This is a genomic window from Chlorogloeopsis sp. ULAP02 (assembly GCF_038404745.2).
GTDB lineage: Bacteria > Cyanobacteriota > Cyanobacteriia > Cyanobacteriales > Nostocaceae > Chlorogloeopsis.
Window position 1 is genome coordinate 141,616 of the sequence record NZ_JAYKTT020000081.1, and the last position, 16,342, is coordinate 157,957.

The 16,342-nt window shown below is 42.3% G+C and carries 16 protein-coding genes and 1 pseudogene; 2 read left to right on the top strand and 15 right to left on the bottom strand.

Annotation, left to right across the window (positions count from 1 at the left end; translation table 11 throughout):
* Positions 1-246 precede the first annotated feature (246 nt).
* The 10 genes and pseudogenes from U2718_RS29470 to U2718_RS29515 all read right to left on the bottom strand — a co-directional run bounded on the left by U2718_RS29470 (position 247) and on the right by U2718_RS29515 (position 8,538).
* The gene (locus tag U2718_RS29470; protein ID WP_342000999.1) at positions 247-1,167 is read right to left on the bottom strand and encodes a manganese catalase family protein; all 921 of its coding nucleotides are present in this window, start codon (positions 1,165-1,167) and stop codon (positions 247-249) included.
* A 207-nt stretch (positions 1,168-1,374) separates the two neighbouring features.
* A complete protein-coding gene (locus U2718_RS29475; RefSeq protein WP_411813387.1) occupies positions 1,375-1,515 on the bottom strand; it encodes a hypothetical protein in 141 nt (46 codons plus the stop codon).
* 55 nt (positions 1,516-1,570) lie between these two features.
* Positions 1,571-1,912, bottom strand: a complete 342-nt coding sequence (locus U2718_RS29480; protein ID WP_342001001.1) for a cupin domain-containing protein — start codon at positions 1,910-1,912, stop codon at positions 1,571-1,573.
* Between the two features lie 36 nt (positions 1,913-1,948).
* Positions 1,949-2,537, bottom strand: a pseudogene (locus U2718_RS29485) (HdeD family acid-resistance protein).
* Complete coding sequence (locus U2718_RS29490) at positions 2,534-3,703, bottom strand: zinc-dependent alcohol dehydrogenase (protein WP_342001002.1); 1,170 nt, start codon at positions 3,701-3,703, stop codon at positions 2,534-2,536. Before U2718_RS29490 ends, U2718_RS29485 begins: the two are co-directional and overlap by 4 nt.
* Positions 3,704-3,969: 266 nt before the next feature.
* Positions 3,970-4,605 (bottom strand): hypothetical protein, encoded by a 636-nt coding sequence (locus U2718_RS29495; protein ID WP_342001004.1) that lies wholly within the window; start codon positions 4,603-4,605, stop codon positions 3,970-3,972.
* Between the two features lie 130 nt (positions 4,606-4,735).
* Positions 4,736-5,905 carry a zinc-dependent alcohol dehydrogenase gene (locus U2718_RS29500; RefSeq protein WP_342001005.1) on the bottom strand — a complete coding sequence of 390 codons (1,170 nt, stop codon included), beginning with the start codon at positions 5,903-5,905 and terminating at the stop codon, positions 4,736-4,738.
* Positions 5,906-6,029: 124 nt separating this feature from the next.
* Positions 6,030-6,728 (bottom strand): SRPBCC family protein, encoded by a 699-nt coding sequence (locus tag U2718_RS29505; protein WP_342001006.1) that lies wholly within the window; start codon positions 6,726-6,728, stop codon positions 6,030-6,032.
* A gap of 159 nt (positions 6,729-6,887) precedes the next feature.
* Positions 6,888-7,976, bottom strand: a complete 1,089-nt coding sequence (locus U2718_RS29510; protein ID WP_342001008.1) for a DJ-1/PfpI/YhbO family deglycase/protease — start codon at positions 7,974-7,976, stop codon at positions 6,888-6,890.
* 166 nt (positions 7,977-8,142) lie between these two features.
* Positions 8,143-8,538, bottom strand: coding sequence for a DUF2267 domain-containing protein (locus tag U2718_RS29515; protein WP_342001010.1), 396 nt, complete (start codon positions 8,536-8,538; stop codon positions 8,143-8,145).
* A 655-nt stretch (positions 8,539-9,193) separates the two neighbouring features.
* On the opposite strand from U2718_RS29515, the gene U2718_RS29520 reads away from it, so the two are divergent.
* Positions 9,194-9,652, top strand: coding sequence for a DUF6335 family protein (locus U2718_RS29520; RefSeq protein WP_342001011.1), 459 nt, complete (start codon positions 9,194-9,196; stop codon positions 9,650-9,652).
* A gap of 331 nt (positions 9,653-9,983) precedes the next feature.
* On the opposite strand, the gene U2718_RS29525 is transcribed toward U2718_RS29520, so the two are convergent.
* Positions 9,984-10,859: a glucose 1-dehydrogenase gene (locus U2718_RS29525; protein ID WP_342001013.1), complete on the bottom strand. Its 876-nt coding sequence runs from the start codon at positions 10,857-10,859 to the stop codon at positions 9,984-9,986.
* A 200-nt stretch (positions 10,860-11,059) separates the two neighbouring features.
* Here U2718_RS29525 and U2718_RS29530 point away from each other — a divergent pair, with 200 nt between their 5' ends.
* Positions 11,060-11,551: an orange carotenoid protein N-terminal domain-containing protein gene (locus U2718_RS29530; protein WP_342001015.1), complete on the top strand. Its 492-nt coding sequence runs from the start codon at positions 11,060-11,062 to the stop codon at positions 11,549-11,551.
* 378 nt (positions 11,552-11,929) lie between these two features.
* On the opposite strand, the gene U2718_RS29535 is transcribed toward U2718_RS29530, so the two are convergent.
* The 4 genes from U2718_RS29535 to U2718_RS29550 form a co-directional block, all read right to left on the bottom strand.
* Positions 11,930-12,847: an alpha/beta hydrolase gene (locus tag U2718_RS29535; RefSeq protein ID WP_342001016.1), complete on the bottom strand. Its 918-nt coding sequence runs from the start codon at positions 12,845-12,847 to the stop codon at positions 11,930-11,932.
* A gap of 79 nt (positions 12,848-12,926) precedes the next feature.
* Positions 12,927-13,754, bottom strand: a complete 828-nt coding sequence (locus tag U2718_RS29540) for an SDR family oxidoreductase (RefSeq protein WP_342001018.1) — start codon at positions 13,752-13,754, stop codon at positions 12,927-12,929.
* 213 nt (positions 13,755-13,967) lie between these two features.
* Positions 13,968-14,231 carry a hypothetical protein gene (locus U2718_RS29545; protein WP_342001019.1) on the bottom strand — a complete coding sequence of 88 codons (264 nt, stop codon included), beginning with the start codon at positions 14,229-14,231 and terminating at the stop codon, positions 13,968-13,970.
* A 252-nt stretch (positions 14,232-14,483) separates the two neighbouring features.
* The gene (locus U2718_RS29550; protein ID WP_342001021.1) at positions 14,484-16,103 is read right to left on the bottom strand and encodes a mechanosensitive ion channel family protein; all 1,620 of its coding nucleotides are present in this window, start codon (positions 16,101-16,103) and stop codon (positions 14,484-14,486) included.
* Between the last annotated feature and the right edge of the window lie 239 nt (positions 16,104-16,342).

The following is a 16,342-nucleotide window of genomic DNA, read 5'->3' on the forward strand; positions in this document are numbered from 1 at the left end:
CTGCTCCCCTGTCCCCTGCCTGCCAAAACTAATATGTTTGAAGGCAACTCGGTATGAGCTAGAGATTAAAACAAAACCCGCCCTTAGAGTATTGTCTGGTCTATTCATCTGAAAATGGCTGTAATTGAACGTTTAAAGTCTTGGCAAACAAAACAGTAATAAGAAAACTGACACCTAGAAGTAGATGCCAGTTTATGGATTATTATGTTGAGCAAATGCGTTATTCAATTTTGAATTTTGGCAATTCTAACCACCAATAATCATGCGATCGCTCGCATTCTGTTGTCCCTTAGCTTCTTCTCTGGCTTGGGGCGTACCGTGCAGTTTTGGTTCGGGCTGGGGTGGTGTTGGTTCCGGGCCTAAGGGTTGGGGATTTTTAACGTACTGAAATTCTCCTTTGCCGTCCATTGAAGGGCCTTTTGCCCAGCGTCCTTCAGCACTTTCTGTTCCTTCAGAATTATTCCAGAACTGGTAAGCAAACTCGCGCTTTTCCAATTCCAATGGGAAAGAACTGGGAACAGGAGTATCTTCCAGCCCCTCTGCTTTCAAATCTTCAATAGCTGCTAACCACTGGTTTTGATGCATAGTGTCGCGAGCGATCATGAAACTCAGGGTATCTTTCACACCCGGATCGTTAGTCATTTCATACAGACGTACCGCTTGCAAGCGTCCCTGAGACTCTGCATGGAGATTTGACCGGAAGTCTGCCATTAAGTTACCACTGGCAATGATAAAGCGACCATTCCAGGGGAAACCAACGCTATCAGCTGGCATAGCACCCAAACCAGAAACAATGGCGTGTTGGGGATTCATCGCCGCCGCCATTACATCGGTAATTATATCCCGTGGATTGCTACCGCCCATAACCGCACCCACAACTGGATCTTTAGCACCATCTTCTTGCAGTTTGATCGGCGCTTTATCCAACAGGTGAGCGATCGTTGTAGCCAGCATTTCAATGTGACCGATTTCCTCAGTACCTATATCGAGGAGCATATCCCGATATTTTGCAGGGCCTCGGCAATTCCAGCCCTGAAACAAATACTGCATCATTACTGTCATTTCCCCAAAGGTGCCACCGATGAGTTCTTGAATCTTCTTCGCGTAGATCGGGTCTGGTTTTTCTGGCGGTTTGAAGTACTGTAGCTTCTTGGTGTGATAAAACATTATTATTCCTTAATTAATTACAACTTGTTGGGCTAGCACAAATTCAAACTCTAATAATTTGTGCTGCCTATTCTTTATAGGAAACCCACTAAAACTTTGCTCGACATCATTCTCTAGTTACATAAAAAAATACGTAAAAATAACTATCCTGACTGAGGTTATTTAACTTTTTAAGCTTTGTTAGAAAAAATACAAATTCTCGACTCTTTAACAGGATATAACTGGCGAATCAGGGATATTAACTCCTGATTGAATGAAGATTTTCGTCATTCCACCAGATCTACCAGATGCGATTAATCGCATCTGGTACGAACCAATTTGTGCGCTAACGAGGGTCAGATCCACCATTGGCTAACAACATCATGGACAGAAGTCGAGAATCTTACAGGACGCTTTTTACAACTTAATTATCATCCCGTCCGTGAACTTGGGCTGGCGGACTAGTTGCTTCTACAGCTGTGAATGGTTCTAAGATTTTGTAGGTGTGAGAAGCTCCTTTCGGAACCACCCAGGAATTTCCAGCTTCCAGCAAAACTGTTTGACCTTCAATGTGCAATTCGGCGCGACCTTTAATTACATAACCAACGGTTTCATACTCTCGCGCAGTTTGCTCTTTAGGTTCACCGGGTTGTTCATCTTCCCACAGACGCATAGAAATAGATTTGCCAGAGGCAAGATATTTTTCCCCATGTTCACCTTTGGGAGAATGAGCAGAGTCAATCTTTGTAACAGTTGTATCAGACATATTTTTCTCTCTTGTTTTTAAATTGCATCTATCTCACTACACAACTGGCGGGCCTGGTGTTTGCCAATTTCGTAACCGCAAAGCAAGAATTAAGAGCGTGATGCCAAAGATAATTGCGTAAGCTCCTATCACCCAGAGAATTGCTAAAGCACCTCCACCAGGCCAAATTACCGCTAAAATGCCAAAAACTACTGAGGCAATTCTAGCGATCGCAACCAACCACTCATTCTCAATTTCTTTTCGTAGTTGAATGGCAGCAATAATTTCGAGAATGCCAGTGATAATAGCCCAAGCAGCAATCAAGTAAAGCAGTATTAAAGCTGTGATTCCAGGTCAGAAGAACACCAGCACACCAGCAATAATGCCTACTATTCCTTTAAACAGCAATAGCCATCGATTTTCTTCTGACCCTCGACTTCCCAATGCAGCGATCATAGGCAAGATACCACTTAGCAGCACGAAGAAACCAAATAATACTACCAGCACAACAATACTAATTGCCGGCCAAATAAAAACTGCCACACCAAATGAGAATAATGAGAATTGCCAACACACCACGAAATGCTAACGTCCACCAATTGGGATTTAGCAGAGTTCCAATTCTGTGGTTGGGAGATTGCCTCATGGTTTGAGCACTACTTTTATACAGTTGTCCTTTTTGTGTTTGAAAATTTCGTAGCCATGAGGTGCTTGTTCTAGGGGTAGGCGGTGAGTAATCACGAATGACGGATCGATATCACCTTTTTGAACGTGTTCTAGTAAGGGGCGCAAGTATTTGTGGACGTGGGTTTGTCCCATCTTAAATGTCAGCCCTTTGTTAAAAGCTGCGCCCATTGGAATTTTGTCAAGGAAACCACCGTAAACACCCGGAATCGAGACATGTCCACCCTTTCGACAGGTAAGTAGTACTTGCCGTAGTGCTGTAGGTCGGTCTGTTTCTAGGCGCACTACTTGCTTAACCCGGTCATAAAGTGCATCGAAATTGGTACCGTGTGCCTCCATTCCTACTGCATCAATAACAGCATCAGGCCCACGCCCGCCAGTCATTTCTTTGAGGGCTTCCCCTGGATCGACTTCTTCATAATTAATAGTTTCCGCACCGCTATAACTCTCAGCTAAACGCAAGCGCTCTGGAATGCGATCAATACCAATCACACGTTCTGCACCCAAAAGAAAAGCACTTTTGATGGCGAATTGTCCGACAGGGCCACAACCCCAAACTGCAACAATATCTCCTGGCTTGATGTGGCAATTTTCTGCTGCCATATAGCCTGTGGGAAAAATATCGGTGAGAAAGAGTACTTGGTCGTCTGTTAAACCATCGGGGATTTTGAACAAGCCAACGTCAGCAAAGGGTACGCGGGCATACTCTGCCTGTCCGCCTGCGTAGCCACCCAACATATGAGAGTAGCCAAATAGACCAGCCGGTGAATGTCCCATCAGCTTTTCAGCAATCCAAGCATTGGGGTTGGAATTATCGCATAGCGACCATAGATCGCGGTTGCAAAAAAAGCAATTACCGCAAGAAATTGTAAAAGGAACGACCACGCGATCGCCCACTTTCACATTCTTTACCTGGCTACCCAGTTCAACGACTTCCCCCATAAATTCATGGCCAAGGATATCGCCCTTTTCCATTGTGGGAATAAAGCCGTCGTAAAGATGCAGATCGGAACCACAAATCGCTGTGGAGGTAATTTTTATAATCGCATCACGGGGATTTAAAATTTTCGGATCTGGGACAGTCTCGACTCGAACATCCTTGGCACCATTCCAACAAACTGCTTTCATAATCAATATGTAAATTTCAACATTTGACCCCCCTGCTCTAGCTAAGGTGTACACGCAAATCCCCTTTTTTCTCTTTCCCAGGCTCCAGCCTGGGAAAGCATTGACTAAGGCTCTGCCTGATGAAGAGGCGGAGCCTCACAGTTTTTATCAGCATGCAGAGCATGGTAATGAGAAAAATAGACTTGTATGTACACCCTAGCCTGTTCTAGCAGGGGTACAGTGAAGCTGGGGGTGATATATAGACCCAACTTCACTAAGAAACGGCATTATTTATCGAGTGGTTTTTGGTAATATCTTGGATCTCGATACTCTTGCCGTCGGGAATAATCTGGTTGATTTTGGCTACCAGTTAAGGATTCTACTGCCTCGCCAACTTTTTCTTTGGCTGACTGTAAAAAATCTTTTGTCGCTTCAGGGGCTGATTCATCAAGATTAAGGCGAGCGCGAACATTATCAGCAGTATCTTTCAGGTTTCTTTTCGCACTATCTACTACTTGATTGGAAACGTTTTCATCAGGTGTACCTTTGTAATAGTAACCGTATGGAGATTTCACCGTTTCTCCACTATTATTAAGACTACCTTGTGAGTATCTCTCGGTACGTTCTAACTGCCGATTATCGTTTCTGCCTTGATTGAAAATGTTTCTGTCTCGATTGGAAATATCTCTATCTCTGTTAGAAATATTTCTGTCTTGATTGAAAATGTTTCTATCTTGCTTGGAAACGTTTTCATCAGGTGTGCCTTTGTAATAATAACCGTATGGAGATTTAACGGTTTCATCAGCTAGAGCTTGCGCTGTGTTACCAAAAGCCTGCATGATAAAAACAGCTAATCCTAACACAAAAACTGTGAGAATTTTATGCAAGCGCAGATTTTTCAGTACAGAAATTAATTTGTTCATAAATATCCCCCAATTAAATCTTTTAATTGTTAGTAGACAGTAGATAGTTGTTGATTGCTAATTTTTAATAGCTAATAGCTAATTGCAATTAACTATTAACTATTCACCATTAACAACCAACCAAATCTGTTTATGGTTTCAGCAGAACTTTGATGCAGTTATCCTTTTTATGCTTGAAAATTTCAAAGCCCTGCTTCGCTTCTTCTAGAGGTAAGCGATGGGTAAAAACTTGTGACGGATCAATTTTGCCTTCCAAGACATAACCCAACAACAAGGGCATATACTTCTGGCCGTGCATTTGCCCCATTCTGAAAGTTAAACCCTTATTGAAGGCTGCGCCCATTGGAATTTTATCTATAAAGCCACCGTAAACTCCCATTACCGAAAGAGTTCCACCTTTACGACAAGCAAGCATCATTTGCCGCAGTACGTGCGGGCGATCAGTTTCAAGTCGTACCGCCTGCTTGGCTTCATCATAAAATCCTTCTAAACCTGTGCCATGAGCTTCTAATCCTACTGCGTCAATACACGCATCAGGGCCACGTCCTCCCGTCATTTCTTTGAGGGCTTCGCCTGCATCTATTTGCTCATAGTTAATGACTTCCGCTTTGGCAAAGTCTTTGGCCATTTGCAGACGTTCCGGAAAACGGTCAATACCAATCACTCGTTCTGCACCCAACATATAGGCGCTACGCATGGCAAACAATCCCACAGGGCCGCAACCCCAAACCGCTACAATATCCCCTGGTTGAATATCGCACAGATCCGCTCCCATGTAACCAGTGGGGAAAGCATCAGATATGGGTAGTAGTTTTTCATCAGCAATCCCTTCTGGAACTTTGACAGCACCAAAATCAGCAAACGGTACTCGTACGTATTCTGCAAAGGCTCCTGCATAGCCACCAAAGGTGTGGGAATAACCGAAGATACCTGATGTTCCAAACCCATAAACATTTTCTTGCATCCAGGCGTTGGGGTTGGAGTTATCACATAATGACCACATCTGATGTTGACAATAGTGGCATTGACCGCAACCAATAATTGAAGAGACAACAACGCGATCGCCTTTTTTTAAAAGGTTAACTTCGTTACCAATATCAACTACTTCTCCCATGAACTCGTGACCGATAATGTCACCAGGTTGCATTGTTGGGATATAGCCATCATAAATATGCAGATCAGAACCGCAGATTGTAGCTGATGTAATTTTAAGAATAGCGTCACGCGGATTAAGAATTTTCGGATCAGGAACTGTCTCCACCCGCACATCATTGGCACCATGCCAGCAAGCTGCTTTCATAAAAAATCTGAAGTATGAAGTATTAAAGTATGAAATATGAAGTATCAAGTATGAGATGCCTATCAGGGCAACTTTCCGTAGCTAGGATGAAGTATTAAATTTTTCAGCCTTTAGCCTTCATCCTTTATCCTTTCCCTTTTGGCTGTCCTTCGGTTGTGGCAATTTCACCTGCTTCCATTAGCATTTTGAAGCGGCGTAACTCATCACCAATCTGTTGTTCTGGTTCTTCACCAAAGAGTTTAGCGATCGCAGCTCCCAGCGCTCCTCCAGGCGGGTTATATTCCATCACAACTTTGACTTCAGTGCCGCGATCGCCTGGTGCTTTTGTAAAGCGGACAAAACCGGAGTTGTCAACATCTGCCCCTTCTACCGATGCCCAAGAAATAAACTCGTTTTCACGGTCTTCTAGAATATCTGCATCCCACTCTACACTTTGACCTAAGGGTGCATTTGCTGTCCAGTGAGAACGCTTATCGTTATATACCTTCACAAACTTAAGATGTTTCATGAACCTGGGTAGATTCTCGAAGTTGTGCCAAAAGCGGTAAAGTTCATCTGCTGATTTATTTATTGTTACTGTCTTTTCAACTCTGATAGCTTGACTCATGCCTATTGCTTCCTGCACTTGTTTTGCTGTGCTTTGTTTAGTCGCACCTTGATAAATTAAACCTCCGCCCGCTAGTGCCATCAATGCGCCTTTGAGCGATCGTTCTCTCAAACCCATTAGCACCAATGCACCACCACCAATTAAAGAAGCCCAACGTTCTGCTTCACTGGCTTCACCTTTACCACCACTCAACTGATTTCCAGATGTTGATGTCACTTGTATATCTCCTTCACTGAGCGAATAAGTTATCGGGGATTGGGAAGAGGACAAGGAGACAAAGGGACGTGGGGACACGGAGAATCTTGATTCACGTTCTTGCTCCTTGTCTCCCCCTCTCCCCTTCCCCCCCTCCTCATCCTAGCCCCTAGTTCCTACCTAGCTCACAGCTGCTCCTGTAGTAGGCTGAGTCGGCTTTACCTGTGCGCCCATTCTTGTTCGATACAGATCTGCTAGACGTTGCTCGTAGATCAAGAGGTCTTTGTGAATTTCTGTGAAAATCCTAGTTGACACTGGATCAGTAATTGCTACACACAGATTACCGATATCGCCTATACCAGTTTGTAGATCGCCTAAGGCGGAAGGTAACTGATAGATATCGTCACTACCTGTAAAAGTAGTTTTGACTTTGGCATATTTATCGGCAATATTGGCAGCGAAGGAAGATTTTTCGCCTAGTTCGGTAAGTCGTCCTTCTAATCTTTGGATATGGCGCTGTCTCAACGGAATCATCTCTTGGAATAGAGATTTTATTTGTGCATCCGATTCTTTTTCAGCGTACTTTTCTAGCGCTTCTAGTGCATAGCGCTCACCAGCCAAGGCGGTATTTAAAGCTTTGACTATATCACCTTTGGTAGAACCACCCCAAGCATCGGCAAGTTTCCACCATTCGGCTGTTTGATCATTTTCATGAGGTAATGCAGCATCTTTACCGCCATATCCCAAACGGCTCAAAATCGCTGTGGCAAATATCGCTAAATCTCCAGGTTGACGAGATGTAATTAAGTTTCCGTCAATTACCAGGGGTTCATCTATGTAATTCGCACCAGCATTGATCATGTCCTTACGAATTGCTATAAAGCCAGTAGCTTGTTTACCTTTAAGTAAATCGCCTTCAATTAGAAGTTGCGGTGCGTGGCAAACGGCAGCCACTAATTTTCCTAGCTGCATGGCTTCTTGAACAAAGCGCACCATGTTGGGGTTCCGTCGCATTTTGTCGGGAGCCACACCACCGGGAATGATAACAGCATCAAACTCAGAAGCCACTGCTTCGGTTGCCGTACCATCAGGCTGCATGGAAACTTTATTTTGTTTTCCGTGATATTTTTCGTTCATGCGCGAACCAAGGACAACAACTTCCATGCCCGCCTGTTTAAGCGCATTGTATGGTACTTGAAATTCTGCATCCTCTACATCATTTTCAATCAGGAAAGCGACTTTCTTCTTACTAGAATTGTTAAGTGCCATTGAATTTCCTTGTATTTTTTTTACAACTTGATATTAGTTATTTCACTAAAGGTTGTTGACTAAAAGTTATGAGTAATACTGTATTGATTCCAAACTCATAACTTCTTTACGGGCAAGTTGACGTACTTTGTCAAAAGCTTTGCAGAGTGCGTATAAGCCCCTACTTTTACGCAGTTATTTCACTACTAGGAGGAAATAGTTCTGCATAATCCTCTGAAAAATTATGTTGAAAATCAACAAATTCACCAGGTGTAATTGCATCTTGTAAAACTGTAAATACAGAGCGGATATGTATGACTGCTGCTGTTGGGTCAACGTTTTCTTTTTCACCTACCCTAGATATAAAATCTTTTATAGAAAATGCTTGACCACTCTCACCTTCTCGACCACGTAGGTATCCTGCTAATTCTTCTGGTAACTGGGCGGCTAAGTGATTGGCTTCATTGCCAACTATCCGTTCTTTAATTGTTTCGAGTGTTGCACGGGTAGCACGTTCTGCCTCTTCACGAGAATTTAATTGAGCAACACTTTCAACGTGTTTAAGGAATTCTTCATATTTCACCTTTCTGCCTCCGCTAACGACATAAAATCAATCTTTATTTTTTATCTATTTCTTTTAAATACAACAATCAGATTAAATTTTATAACTTTGACACAATATTCAGATTGATGATATAACTTTCTTATTTAAATGAATAGAAATAATTGTAGCTTTTCTAAAAAATGGTTAGGATTTATAAAATCACGCTCTACTACAATCTATTCAATTAAGAATTAGTGAATTGAAGAGAGAACATTCATTTTATAAACCCCAACTCAATCCTATGTGACTTGACCATGAACTCTTAGTTATACAGCTATTTTGGATTTTAAGATTTTAGATTTCTTCATTCAAGAGAAATATTCAACAATATGAATTTGATATGTCTTAGGAAAGAAACAAAAAATATTTTTGTTTAAGATATGGATTAAAAAAATAGTTATGAGCTATGATTTTTCTAGGCAATAATAAAATTATTCATGCCTGTATTCCATAACTCATAACTTAGATGAAGTGGCTATAGCGTGGATTCACTCTTTTAAGGTTATGCATAAATTTCTATTTGCTCTTCGCTCCAAAGAGTGAAATAGTTTTCATCCTAAAGGGATAGACCTTGAGGATGACAAAGCTTGAAAAATAAAGCGTTATTGTGAGTGTGCAGAAAGGTTAAGTGTTTATGGTAAATCCACAATCTGAAGAAGATTTAGAAGCTCAACTTAATCAAATAGATCCAGATGAGCAACCTCAACAAAAAGATTTGTCATCCCAAGTTTCTGATTTACCGCAAGAAATTACAGAATCTTACGGTACTGGTGTTAAGGATGAGCCGGGGTATAACATAGGCGATCGCAAACAACGATATCAGACACAGGGAAACGCGGAAGCTAGCCCAGAGATAACAGGAGGAGATATAGATGCAGCTTGGGAACTTGAGGCAGACGTAGGAGATGAAGCAGTTGGTGGTACTGCTCCCACTCCCGATCAAGATATTGTCGATGAACTTGGTGCCGCCGTAGGACTAGAGATGGATGATAAGGCATTCCTGCGAACAAACGAAATTTTAGAGCAACGCGATGATCGCCGTTGGGAATTAGATCCCACATCTAGCGAAGATTATGAGCAGCGAAGAGAGTGAAGAAGACGCGGAGAGATTGAGACGCGGTGAGCAGTCCGTTGCGGTGAGTCCAGTCCCCGTCTTGGCGGTTCCCGTCACGTAGACGTGTAGCGGTGAATGGCGCAGTCTTGGCGGTTTCCGTCACGATTGCGAACCCATGAACCCGAAGGGCTTCCCGTAAGGGTAGGGGAACTGGCGAACCCGGAGGGAGGTTCCCTCCGTTGTAGGCGGAACGCCTTCCCGTAGGGTAGGAACTGCGTAGACGCCTGAAAGGCGGCTTCTCGTAGAGTACCCGGAGGGTGACGCGGAGAAATTATCAAATATATTCCCCGTGTCTCCGTGTCCTCTTCGCCTACAGCCGTGACTGCGTTTCCTTATTTTCTAATCCTTCGCGAGAGTGATCGAGACGTAATTCATCCTTTGGCTCAAAGCGCAACCAGAATGGAGTTTCTTTGCCAACTGCTCCTTTAGCAACAGTGACACCACCATCAGCTAGCCACAATGCACCTGTTACGTAGCTAGCTTCATCAGAGGCTATGAAAGCGTAGACGTTTGCCATTTCTTCACTTGTACCGCGTCTTCCCATAGGTGTGGCTTGAATCAGAGTCTTTTCCATCTCCGCATTCATTGACCCTTCTTCTTTATGTGTCCAAGCGGTATCAATTGCGCCAGGGCATACACAGTTAGCTCGAACGCCGTGTTTGGCTTGCTCAACAGCAACACCTTTCATAAACGAATGCATCCAGCCTTTCGTACCGCCGTATGGCGTATTATATGCTAAACCATTAAAGCCTGCTTCCGAACCAGCCGAGACGATGTTACCCCGTGTTTTTTGTAGGTGTGGCAGTGCGTATTTTGTCATCAAGAATGCTGAACGGAGATTCATGCGGATGGTTTCATCAAATACCTCAATCGGGTAGTCCTGAGTTTCGGCTGTGGCAAGAAATACTCCAGCGTTATTAATTAGAATATCCAACTTACCGTAGGCGTTGAGTGCTGTTTGCACGCAGTTTTGAGCATGAAATTCTTGGGAAACATCACCTGCATAAGTGATCGCTTTGCCGCCATAATGTTTTATTTTTTGCACTACATCTTCTATTGGATCGTCTGGTAGTCCATTGACAACAACTGAAGCACCTTCTTTGGCAAATTTATGGGCAATGGCTTCTCCAATACCAGTACCAGCACCCGTGATAATAGCCACTTTGCCTTCTAAACGTCTATCCATCTTTTTCACCCTTATGAATATTTAACTACTAGTGTGTGATTGCTGATAGCTAATTGTTCACTCGCATTAGCCGTTTTCATTTTTCAATTGTTCTTCTCTTTGATTGAGATACATCTGTCTTCAGTAGGGTTCGATTCCAAAGTCTACTTTGATAACTTTGCTAGTGGAGTTGATTAATGTAATTGCAATCGGAGTTTATAATGACATTCACTCAATCTAACGATCCAAATCTTCGTGAACACGTACAAGCTTTTCAAAGTTTACCTGTAGATGAACAGCTTGCATTATTCTGGTTTATCTACAAAGAGATGGGTGATTCTATTACTCCTGCTGCTCCTGGTGCTAGTACAGTTTCTCCAGAAGTTGCTGAAGGTTTATTCAATCAAGTTAAGGAACTATCTCACGAAGAACAACTACAACTTCAGCGAGACTTAATTAATAAAGTAGATAATCAATTAGCTCGTGAGTATGGCTCTTTTAGCGATACTACAAAACTGCTATTTTGGTATCGCCTTGCTCAAGGAATGGAAAACTCTACAATTATCCCAATGCCTGCTAATTACGAGCTTTCCTCACAAGCTCAAGAGCTTTTTAACAAGATTAAACAATTAGATTTTGGTCAACAAATTACTCTTTTCCGTGACTACGTGTCGCCAATGGGCGCTCAACCAAAAGCAGGCGCCGAAATTTAAATATCCTCGCTGAAGTTGTAATTTTTCTGATTACTAAACTCGACAATCTAAAGATATTAAATACAGGGATAAACTTAGGTTTATTCCCTGTATTATCTTTTAAAAAAGCTGATACTATTGATTGAGCAGAGAAACTCATCGAAAAAGCGATCGCTGACTATAAATAAGACAATAAATATAGGAATCCGGTTTATTCCTGAAAAAATTAAGTATTTGTAGGGGAGGCAGTTTGCAGTGTAGATTTTCTTCCCACAAAACTGCCGTTGTGTTATGACTTTAGTCTCACGCACCTAAACTTTGAAAAAGTGCGTTAAGCTCCACTATCAGCCAGCCTACGTGTTTTTCAAAAATCAAATATGAGTCCCATAGTCAATTAATTTAATCGGAACTAATTTCATTAATAAATGGCGATATCGCACTTACAAACTCAGTGGTAGACTCATAAGGTAAAACATTTCTACCGGGAGCTTTTTTCACACTAGCTTGAGGTAAAGCTGTGAGATAGTCAGCCAACCACTCGTCTGCTGTAAGTTCTTTTCCTTCTTGGGAAATACTCGATACGTTTTCACCCACAACTACCAATGCTGGTTGCTTGATGCAGACAACTGCACTACTGTAATCCTTTAACCAAAAGCCAGCCAAAAAAGAAAAAACTGCATAGCGACTGGCAATATCTTCTGCACCCGTGCGTAAAGTATTTAACCATTCTGCATCAACACTATTGGCAGATTCAAATAGCTGTTTAATTGAAAAATTACGCAAAAACTTCTCCCTGCGGGCATAGCGATAAAAAAGATGACCTAAAGGAGAATTTAAAAGGTTCCAAACACCTTTCTTTTGCCATTCTGGTGCTTCTTTCTGAATTAAAGGCCAAGCAGGAGGAGTAGCAATTACTAATCCAGCAATTAAATTTGGTTCTTTTTTAACTAATTCGATTGCAACTGCAAATAAAGCACCTTGGACTACGACAATAACAGGTTTTTGAACTACTGTTTGTACAAAGTGTCGTAACTGTTCAGCCCAATCACCTGGAGTACAAGCTACGTGGGGTTTATCGCTCTCGCCACAACCGAGTAAATCAGGATTATAAATTTGATTGCTATTTCCTTGTTGATACCATTCCCGACAAAAGCGTTGCCAAAATTGTCTTGATAAACCAACCCCAACAGGATGAATTAATAGTAAAGGAATACTCTGAGAAGTAGAATTTATTGGTTTAAAAACTTCATATGCACAACGATAATTATGCCAGGTATAAAACTGGGTAAAAGATGCTGATTTATCTTGAGTAATCATAGAAATATTTGAAAAACAACCGTCATTGTTATCTTAAAGAAAAGCAGAAAATTTCTACATAATCTCTAAGCCTCGATGACTAGCTAAAAATCATTTGTGGATAAACAAACTTGTAGCCCGCTTCTTTTATTTTTTTATTTGACACTTTAGCATTATAGGAACGCTTACTGCTTAGGGAAGAATCCCATTTAACTTTGGGTAGATTATGGATTTCGCATATGCGGTTAGCAATTTCACCATTTGTGAGATTGTCATCATCCACAAGATTGTAAATACCTTGAAAGCGGTGACGACGCGCAAACTCGCTTGCAGCAACAATGTCCTCAAGATGAATCCAGTTGGCTGGTTCTTCACCACTGCCTGGGCGAGTTGTACCAGCAAGTCGCTGATATATTTTTATCAGTTCTCGACGAGGGCCGTAAATTCCGCCCAAGCGTAGGATACAAACGCGGAGATTTTCACTAGATGCCGAAAGCAATACTTGCTCAGTCTCATTAAGAATTTTTCCACTAGGGGTTATTGGTGCAACTGGCGTTTCTTCATCTACCAAAGCGCCGTGTTGTTCACCGTATACAGAACAACTACTTGTGTATATAAGTTGCTGAACGCTTGGTGTCTGCTTTAAGGCTGAAACTAAAGTTTGGGCAGTCTGTAAATAAGTTTCTTCGTAGGTGCCACTTCCCTTTGTACCTACACTTAAAAGTACAGCATCTTGATTTTTTAAGACTGATTTTACCCCTTCCAAGTCACTTCCTTGGACTGTTACAACTCGTTGAGCTAGTGATTGTAATTCTGGCACTCTTTCAGGAGTTGTTGTGGTTGCAGTAACAACTAAAGTCATCTTTTGTTGCCAATGGTGAGCAACAGCAGAACCAACATAACCACAACCAATGATTGCAACGTTCATGGGAATTTATACAAAAAAATAAGGATATTTAGTAGAGATGTGAGTGGCACGTCTCTACAATTAACCATTATCCTTGTTTGCCTTGCTAAGTTGGTTTAACACTTGGGTTTATAGGTTGGTGGACATAATTAGACATAAAATGCTTATCGCCAAAAACTAGACAGATAAGTTTTTCCCTCCTGCCATCTGCCTCCTGCTTTCTACTTATTTTCTCTAGGCAGCTTCCCGTAGTTGTGGCTTTTCATTTACCTCTGGAACATTCAAAGATAATTGTTCAGCCTGAGGCACTGCTGCTTGCTCTAAAACTTGTATTTCGATATTCACACTTATCAAATAATTGCCTGTATTAGCACCGACTGCTTCAGCAACTAATTTCGCCAGATCTGGGCGCTTGGCAGTCAATGGATCGCGCAAGATACAGCGATCCCAATCGTGCTTGGCAGTCGGATTGAGGCTAAGAATATAGTGCTTTTTCATAGAACAGAACCCTTGAATCCATCTTCGAGAGGACTGTCACAAAGCCTGCTCAAGTATAAAGCGGCTTTGTGAACGCTACTTTTTTAGTATAGTACAAAAGTACTATTAAATAGTAAGATAGTGGTTAGTGGATGGTGGGACAATGAATTGATGGCACTATATCCTGTGGGAAGGGCTACGCCCTACGATTGATAGAGCTAGAGGCTTTCATGGGTAATTGCTCATAGTCCAAGAATGAAAGTAAGCTTTAAACTAATTTGTCTTTCCATCAGCTTGAGATTTGAGCAAGTGAACATCATTTACCCAGACAGCTTGCTGCGGCACAGGAATGGCAATTCCGGCTTTGTCGAAGGCGACTTTCAATCGGCGCCGAAATTCGCGTGCCACATCCCATTGTTTGAGTGGCTGTGTTTTAATCCACACACGAATTAATAAACCGCGATCGCCAAAATTATCTATTCCTAAAACTTGCGGTGTTTCTACAATTGGAAGTTGCCATTGCGGATCTTGATCCATTTCTAGGGCAACAGTCTTAATTAATTGCAAAGCTTCGTCAATATCGGCTTCGTAAGCAACCGGAATAGTTAAATCGGCTCTCGACCAACGACTAGAAAGATTAGCAACTATTTTAATTTCACTGTTGGGGATAGTAATTAAGCGTCCTTCCGAATCTCGAACTTGGGTCATGCGCAGATTCAAATTTTCTACCAAACCTCCCACATTTCCCACATTAATAACATCACCTAGCGCGTACTGGTCTTCTAAGATGATCAGAAAACCGTTAATTGCATCTTTAATTAAGCTTTGGGAAGCCAAAGATATTGCTACACCCACCAAACCAGCACCCGCTAGCAATGGAACAATATCTATACCCAAAGAAATGAGAGCAAATAAAGTACCAACTCCCAATAAAGCAACACCAACAATACCTTTTGTGACACCAGAAATGGTAGAAACTCGTAACTGCAACCTTTCAGAACTTTCTGGAGTTAGTAGCGCACTACTACTGACAAAAGCAGAAGTGAAGCGATCAATCAGGGCATAGCTAAGACGGATAGCTACATAAGTTCCAATTCCCACACCAGCCAATTTTATAGGAATTTGTAAACCGATGAAAATTCCTAATTGTAGCGATCGCGTATAGGGAAATAAACCAAGTATGAAGAATGTACTACCTCCCCAAAGCATCGTTTGAGCTAGCTGATGCAGCCGTCTTTTTACTTCTTCAAGATGTCGATGATGCTGTTGATTGAGCTGGGAAGTAATCGGTTTAGCTGCGGTTGAAGTCGGGGAGGCTAGCTGTAGTGAATGCCGTTTTGAGCGTTGCCGCCACTGATAAAGCCCCCAACTGATGACGATCACGCCGAGTCCAGTTGTGGTAGCAATTACGCCTTGGCTAAGTATAAACTCAGTGCGTCGTTCTTGTCTCGCCTGTTTTAAATCTTCCTTTAAAATTTCGGAGATTTGATTCGCCGCCGTTAAAGGATCTACCTGTCGCAGATTAGCATCTTGGGCAGTAACGGTCATTAAATATTGATTATTAACTGTGATGACTGGTAGTCCATTGTTCGGTTCGATGTCTACATTGACTTCCTCAGAAGAGGAATCCAAGTAATTTTGGGTAGCTCTGTACAAATTACTCTGAATACTCTCCAAACGCTCCGTAAAGTTCGCTCTTGGTGCGGATACCTGAAACAAGCGCCTACCATCCAAATAAACCCATCCTGTAACTATTCTGCCTTCTGGATCGGCAGATCTTAAAGTAGGTGGTTGCAGGTTAGGGAAAAAAGGAAACTGCGCTGTAGCTTTTGGCATTACTCCAATAGTTATCACCATTGAAGAAAAAGCGATCGCTACAAATTTAAAGCGCAATTGACACCTCCTTGCTCTTTACAATACTGGGGACTGGGGATAGGGGACACGGGGACAACCAGACGCGGGGACGCGGGGAAAGAGGTGATCTGGAAAGGGAGAAGACGTGAGTCACGATCCTTCTCCTTGTCCTCATTTCTCTGGGCGTCGCCGCATCTCCTAGTCTTCGCGTCAATTATTCCCCGATGCCCCCATCTTTGTTAGTCCTTTTCGAGCCATGCTGGCAAACAATTTAAGTA

What these genes read in the sequence shown, in the direction of transcription:
- U2718_RS29470 (WP_342000999.1), bottom strand. Translation starts at nt 1,167, where the DNA reads ATGTTTTATCACACCAAGAAGCTACAGTACTTCAAACCGCCAGAAAAA.
- U2718_RS29475 (WP_411813387.1), bottom strand. Translation starts at nt 1,515, where the DNA reads ATGGTGGATCTGACCCTCGTTAGCGCACAAATTGGTTCGTACCAGATG.
- U2718_RS29480 (WP_342001001.1), bottom strand. Translation starts at nt 1,912, where the DNA reads ATGTCTGATACAACTGTTACAAAGATTGACTCTGCTCATTCTCCCAAA.
- U2718_RS29490 (WP_342001002.1), bottom strand. Translation starts at nt 3,703, where the DNA reads ATGAAAGCAGTTTGTTGGAATGGTGCCAAGGATGTTCGAGTCGAGACT.
- U2718_RS29495 (WP_342001004.1), bottom strand. Translation starts at nt 4,605, where the DNA reads ATGAACAAATTAATTTCTGTACTGAAAAATCTGCGCTTGCATAAAATT.
- U2718_RS29500 (WP_342001005.1), bottom strand. Translation starts at nt 5,905, where the DNA reads ATGAAAGCAGCTTGCTGGCATGGTGCCAATGATGTGCGGGTGGAGACA.
- U2718_RS29510 (WP_342001008.1), bottom strand. Translation starts at nt 7,976, where the DNA reads ATGGCACTTAACAATTCTAGTAAGAAGAAAGTCGCTTTCCTGATTGAA.
- U2718_RS29520 (WP_342001011.1), top strand. Translation starts at nt 9,194, where the DNA reads ATGGTAAATCCACAATCTGAAGAAGATTTAGAAGCTCAACTTAATCAA.
- U2718_RS29525 (WP_342001013.1), bottom strand. Translation starts at nt 10,859, where the DNA reads ATGGATAGACGTTTAGAAGGCAAAGTGGCTATTATCACGGGTGCTGGT.
- U2718_RS29530 (WP_342001015.1), top strand. Translation starts at nt 11,060, where the DNA reads ATGACATTCACTCAATCTAACGATCCAAATCTTCGTGAACACGTACAA.
- U2718_RS29535 (WP_342001016.1), bottom strand. Translation starts at nt 12,847, where the DNA reads ATGATTACTCAAGATAAATCAGCATCTTTTACCCAGTTTTATACCTGG.
- U2718_RS29540 (WP_342001018.1), bottom strand. Translation starts at nt 13,754, where the DNA reads ATGAACGTTGCAATCATTGGTTGTGGTTATGTTGGTTCTGCTGTTGCT.
- U2718_RS29545 (WP_342001019.1), bottom strand. Translation starts at nt 14,231, where the DNA reads ATGAAAAAGCACTATATTCTTAGCCTCAATCCGACTGCCAAGCACGAT.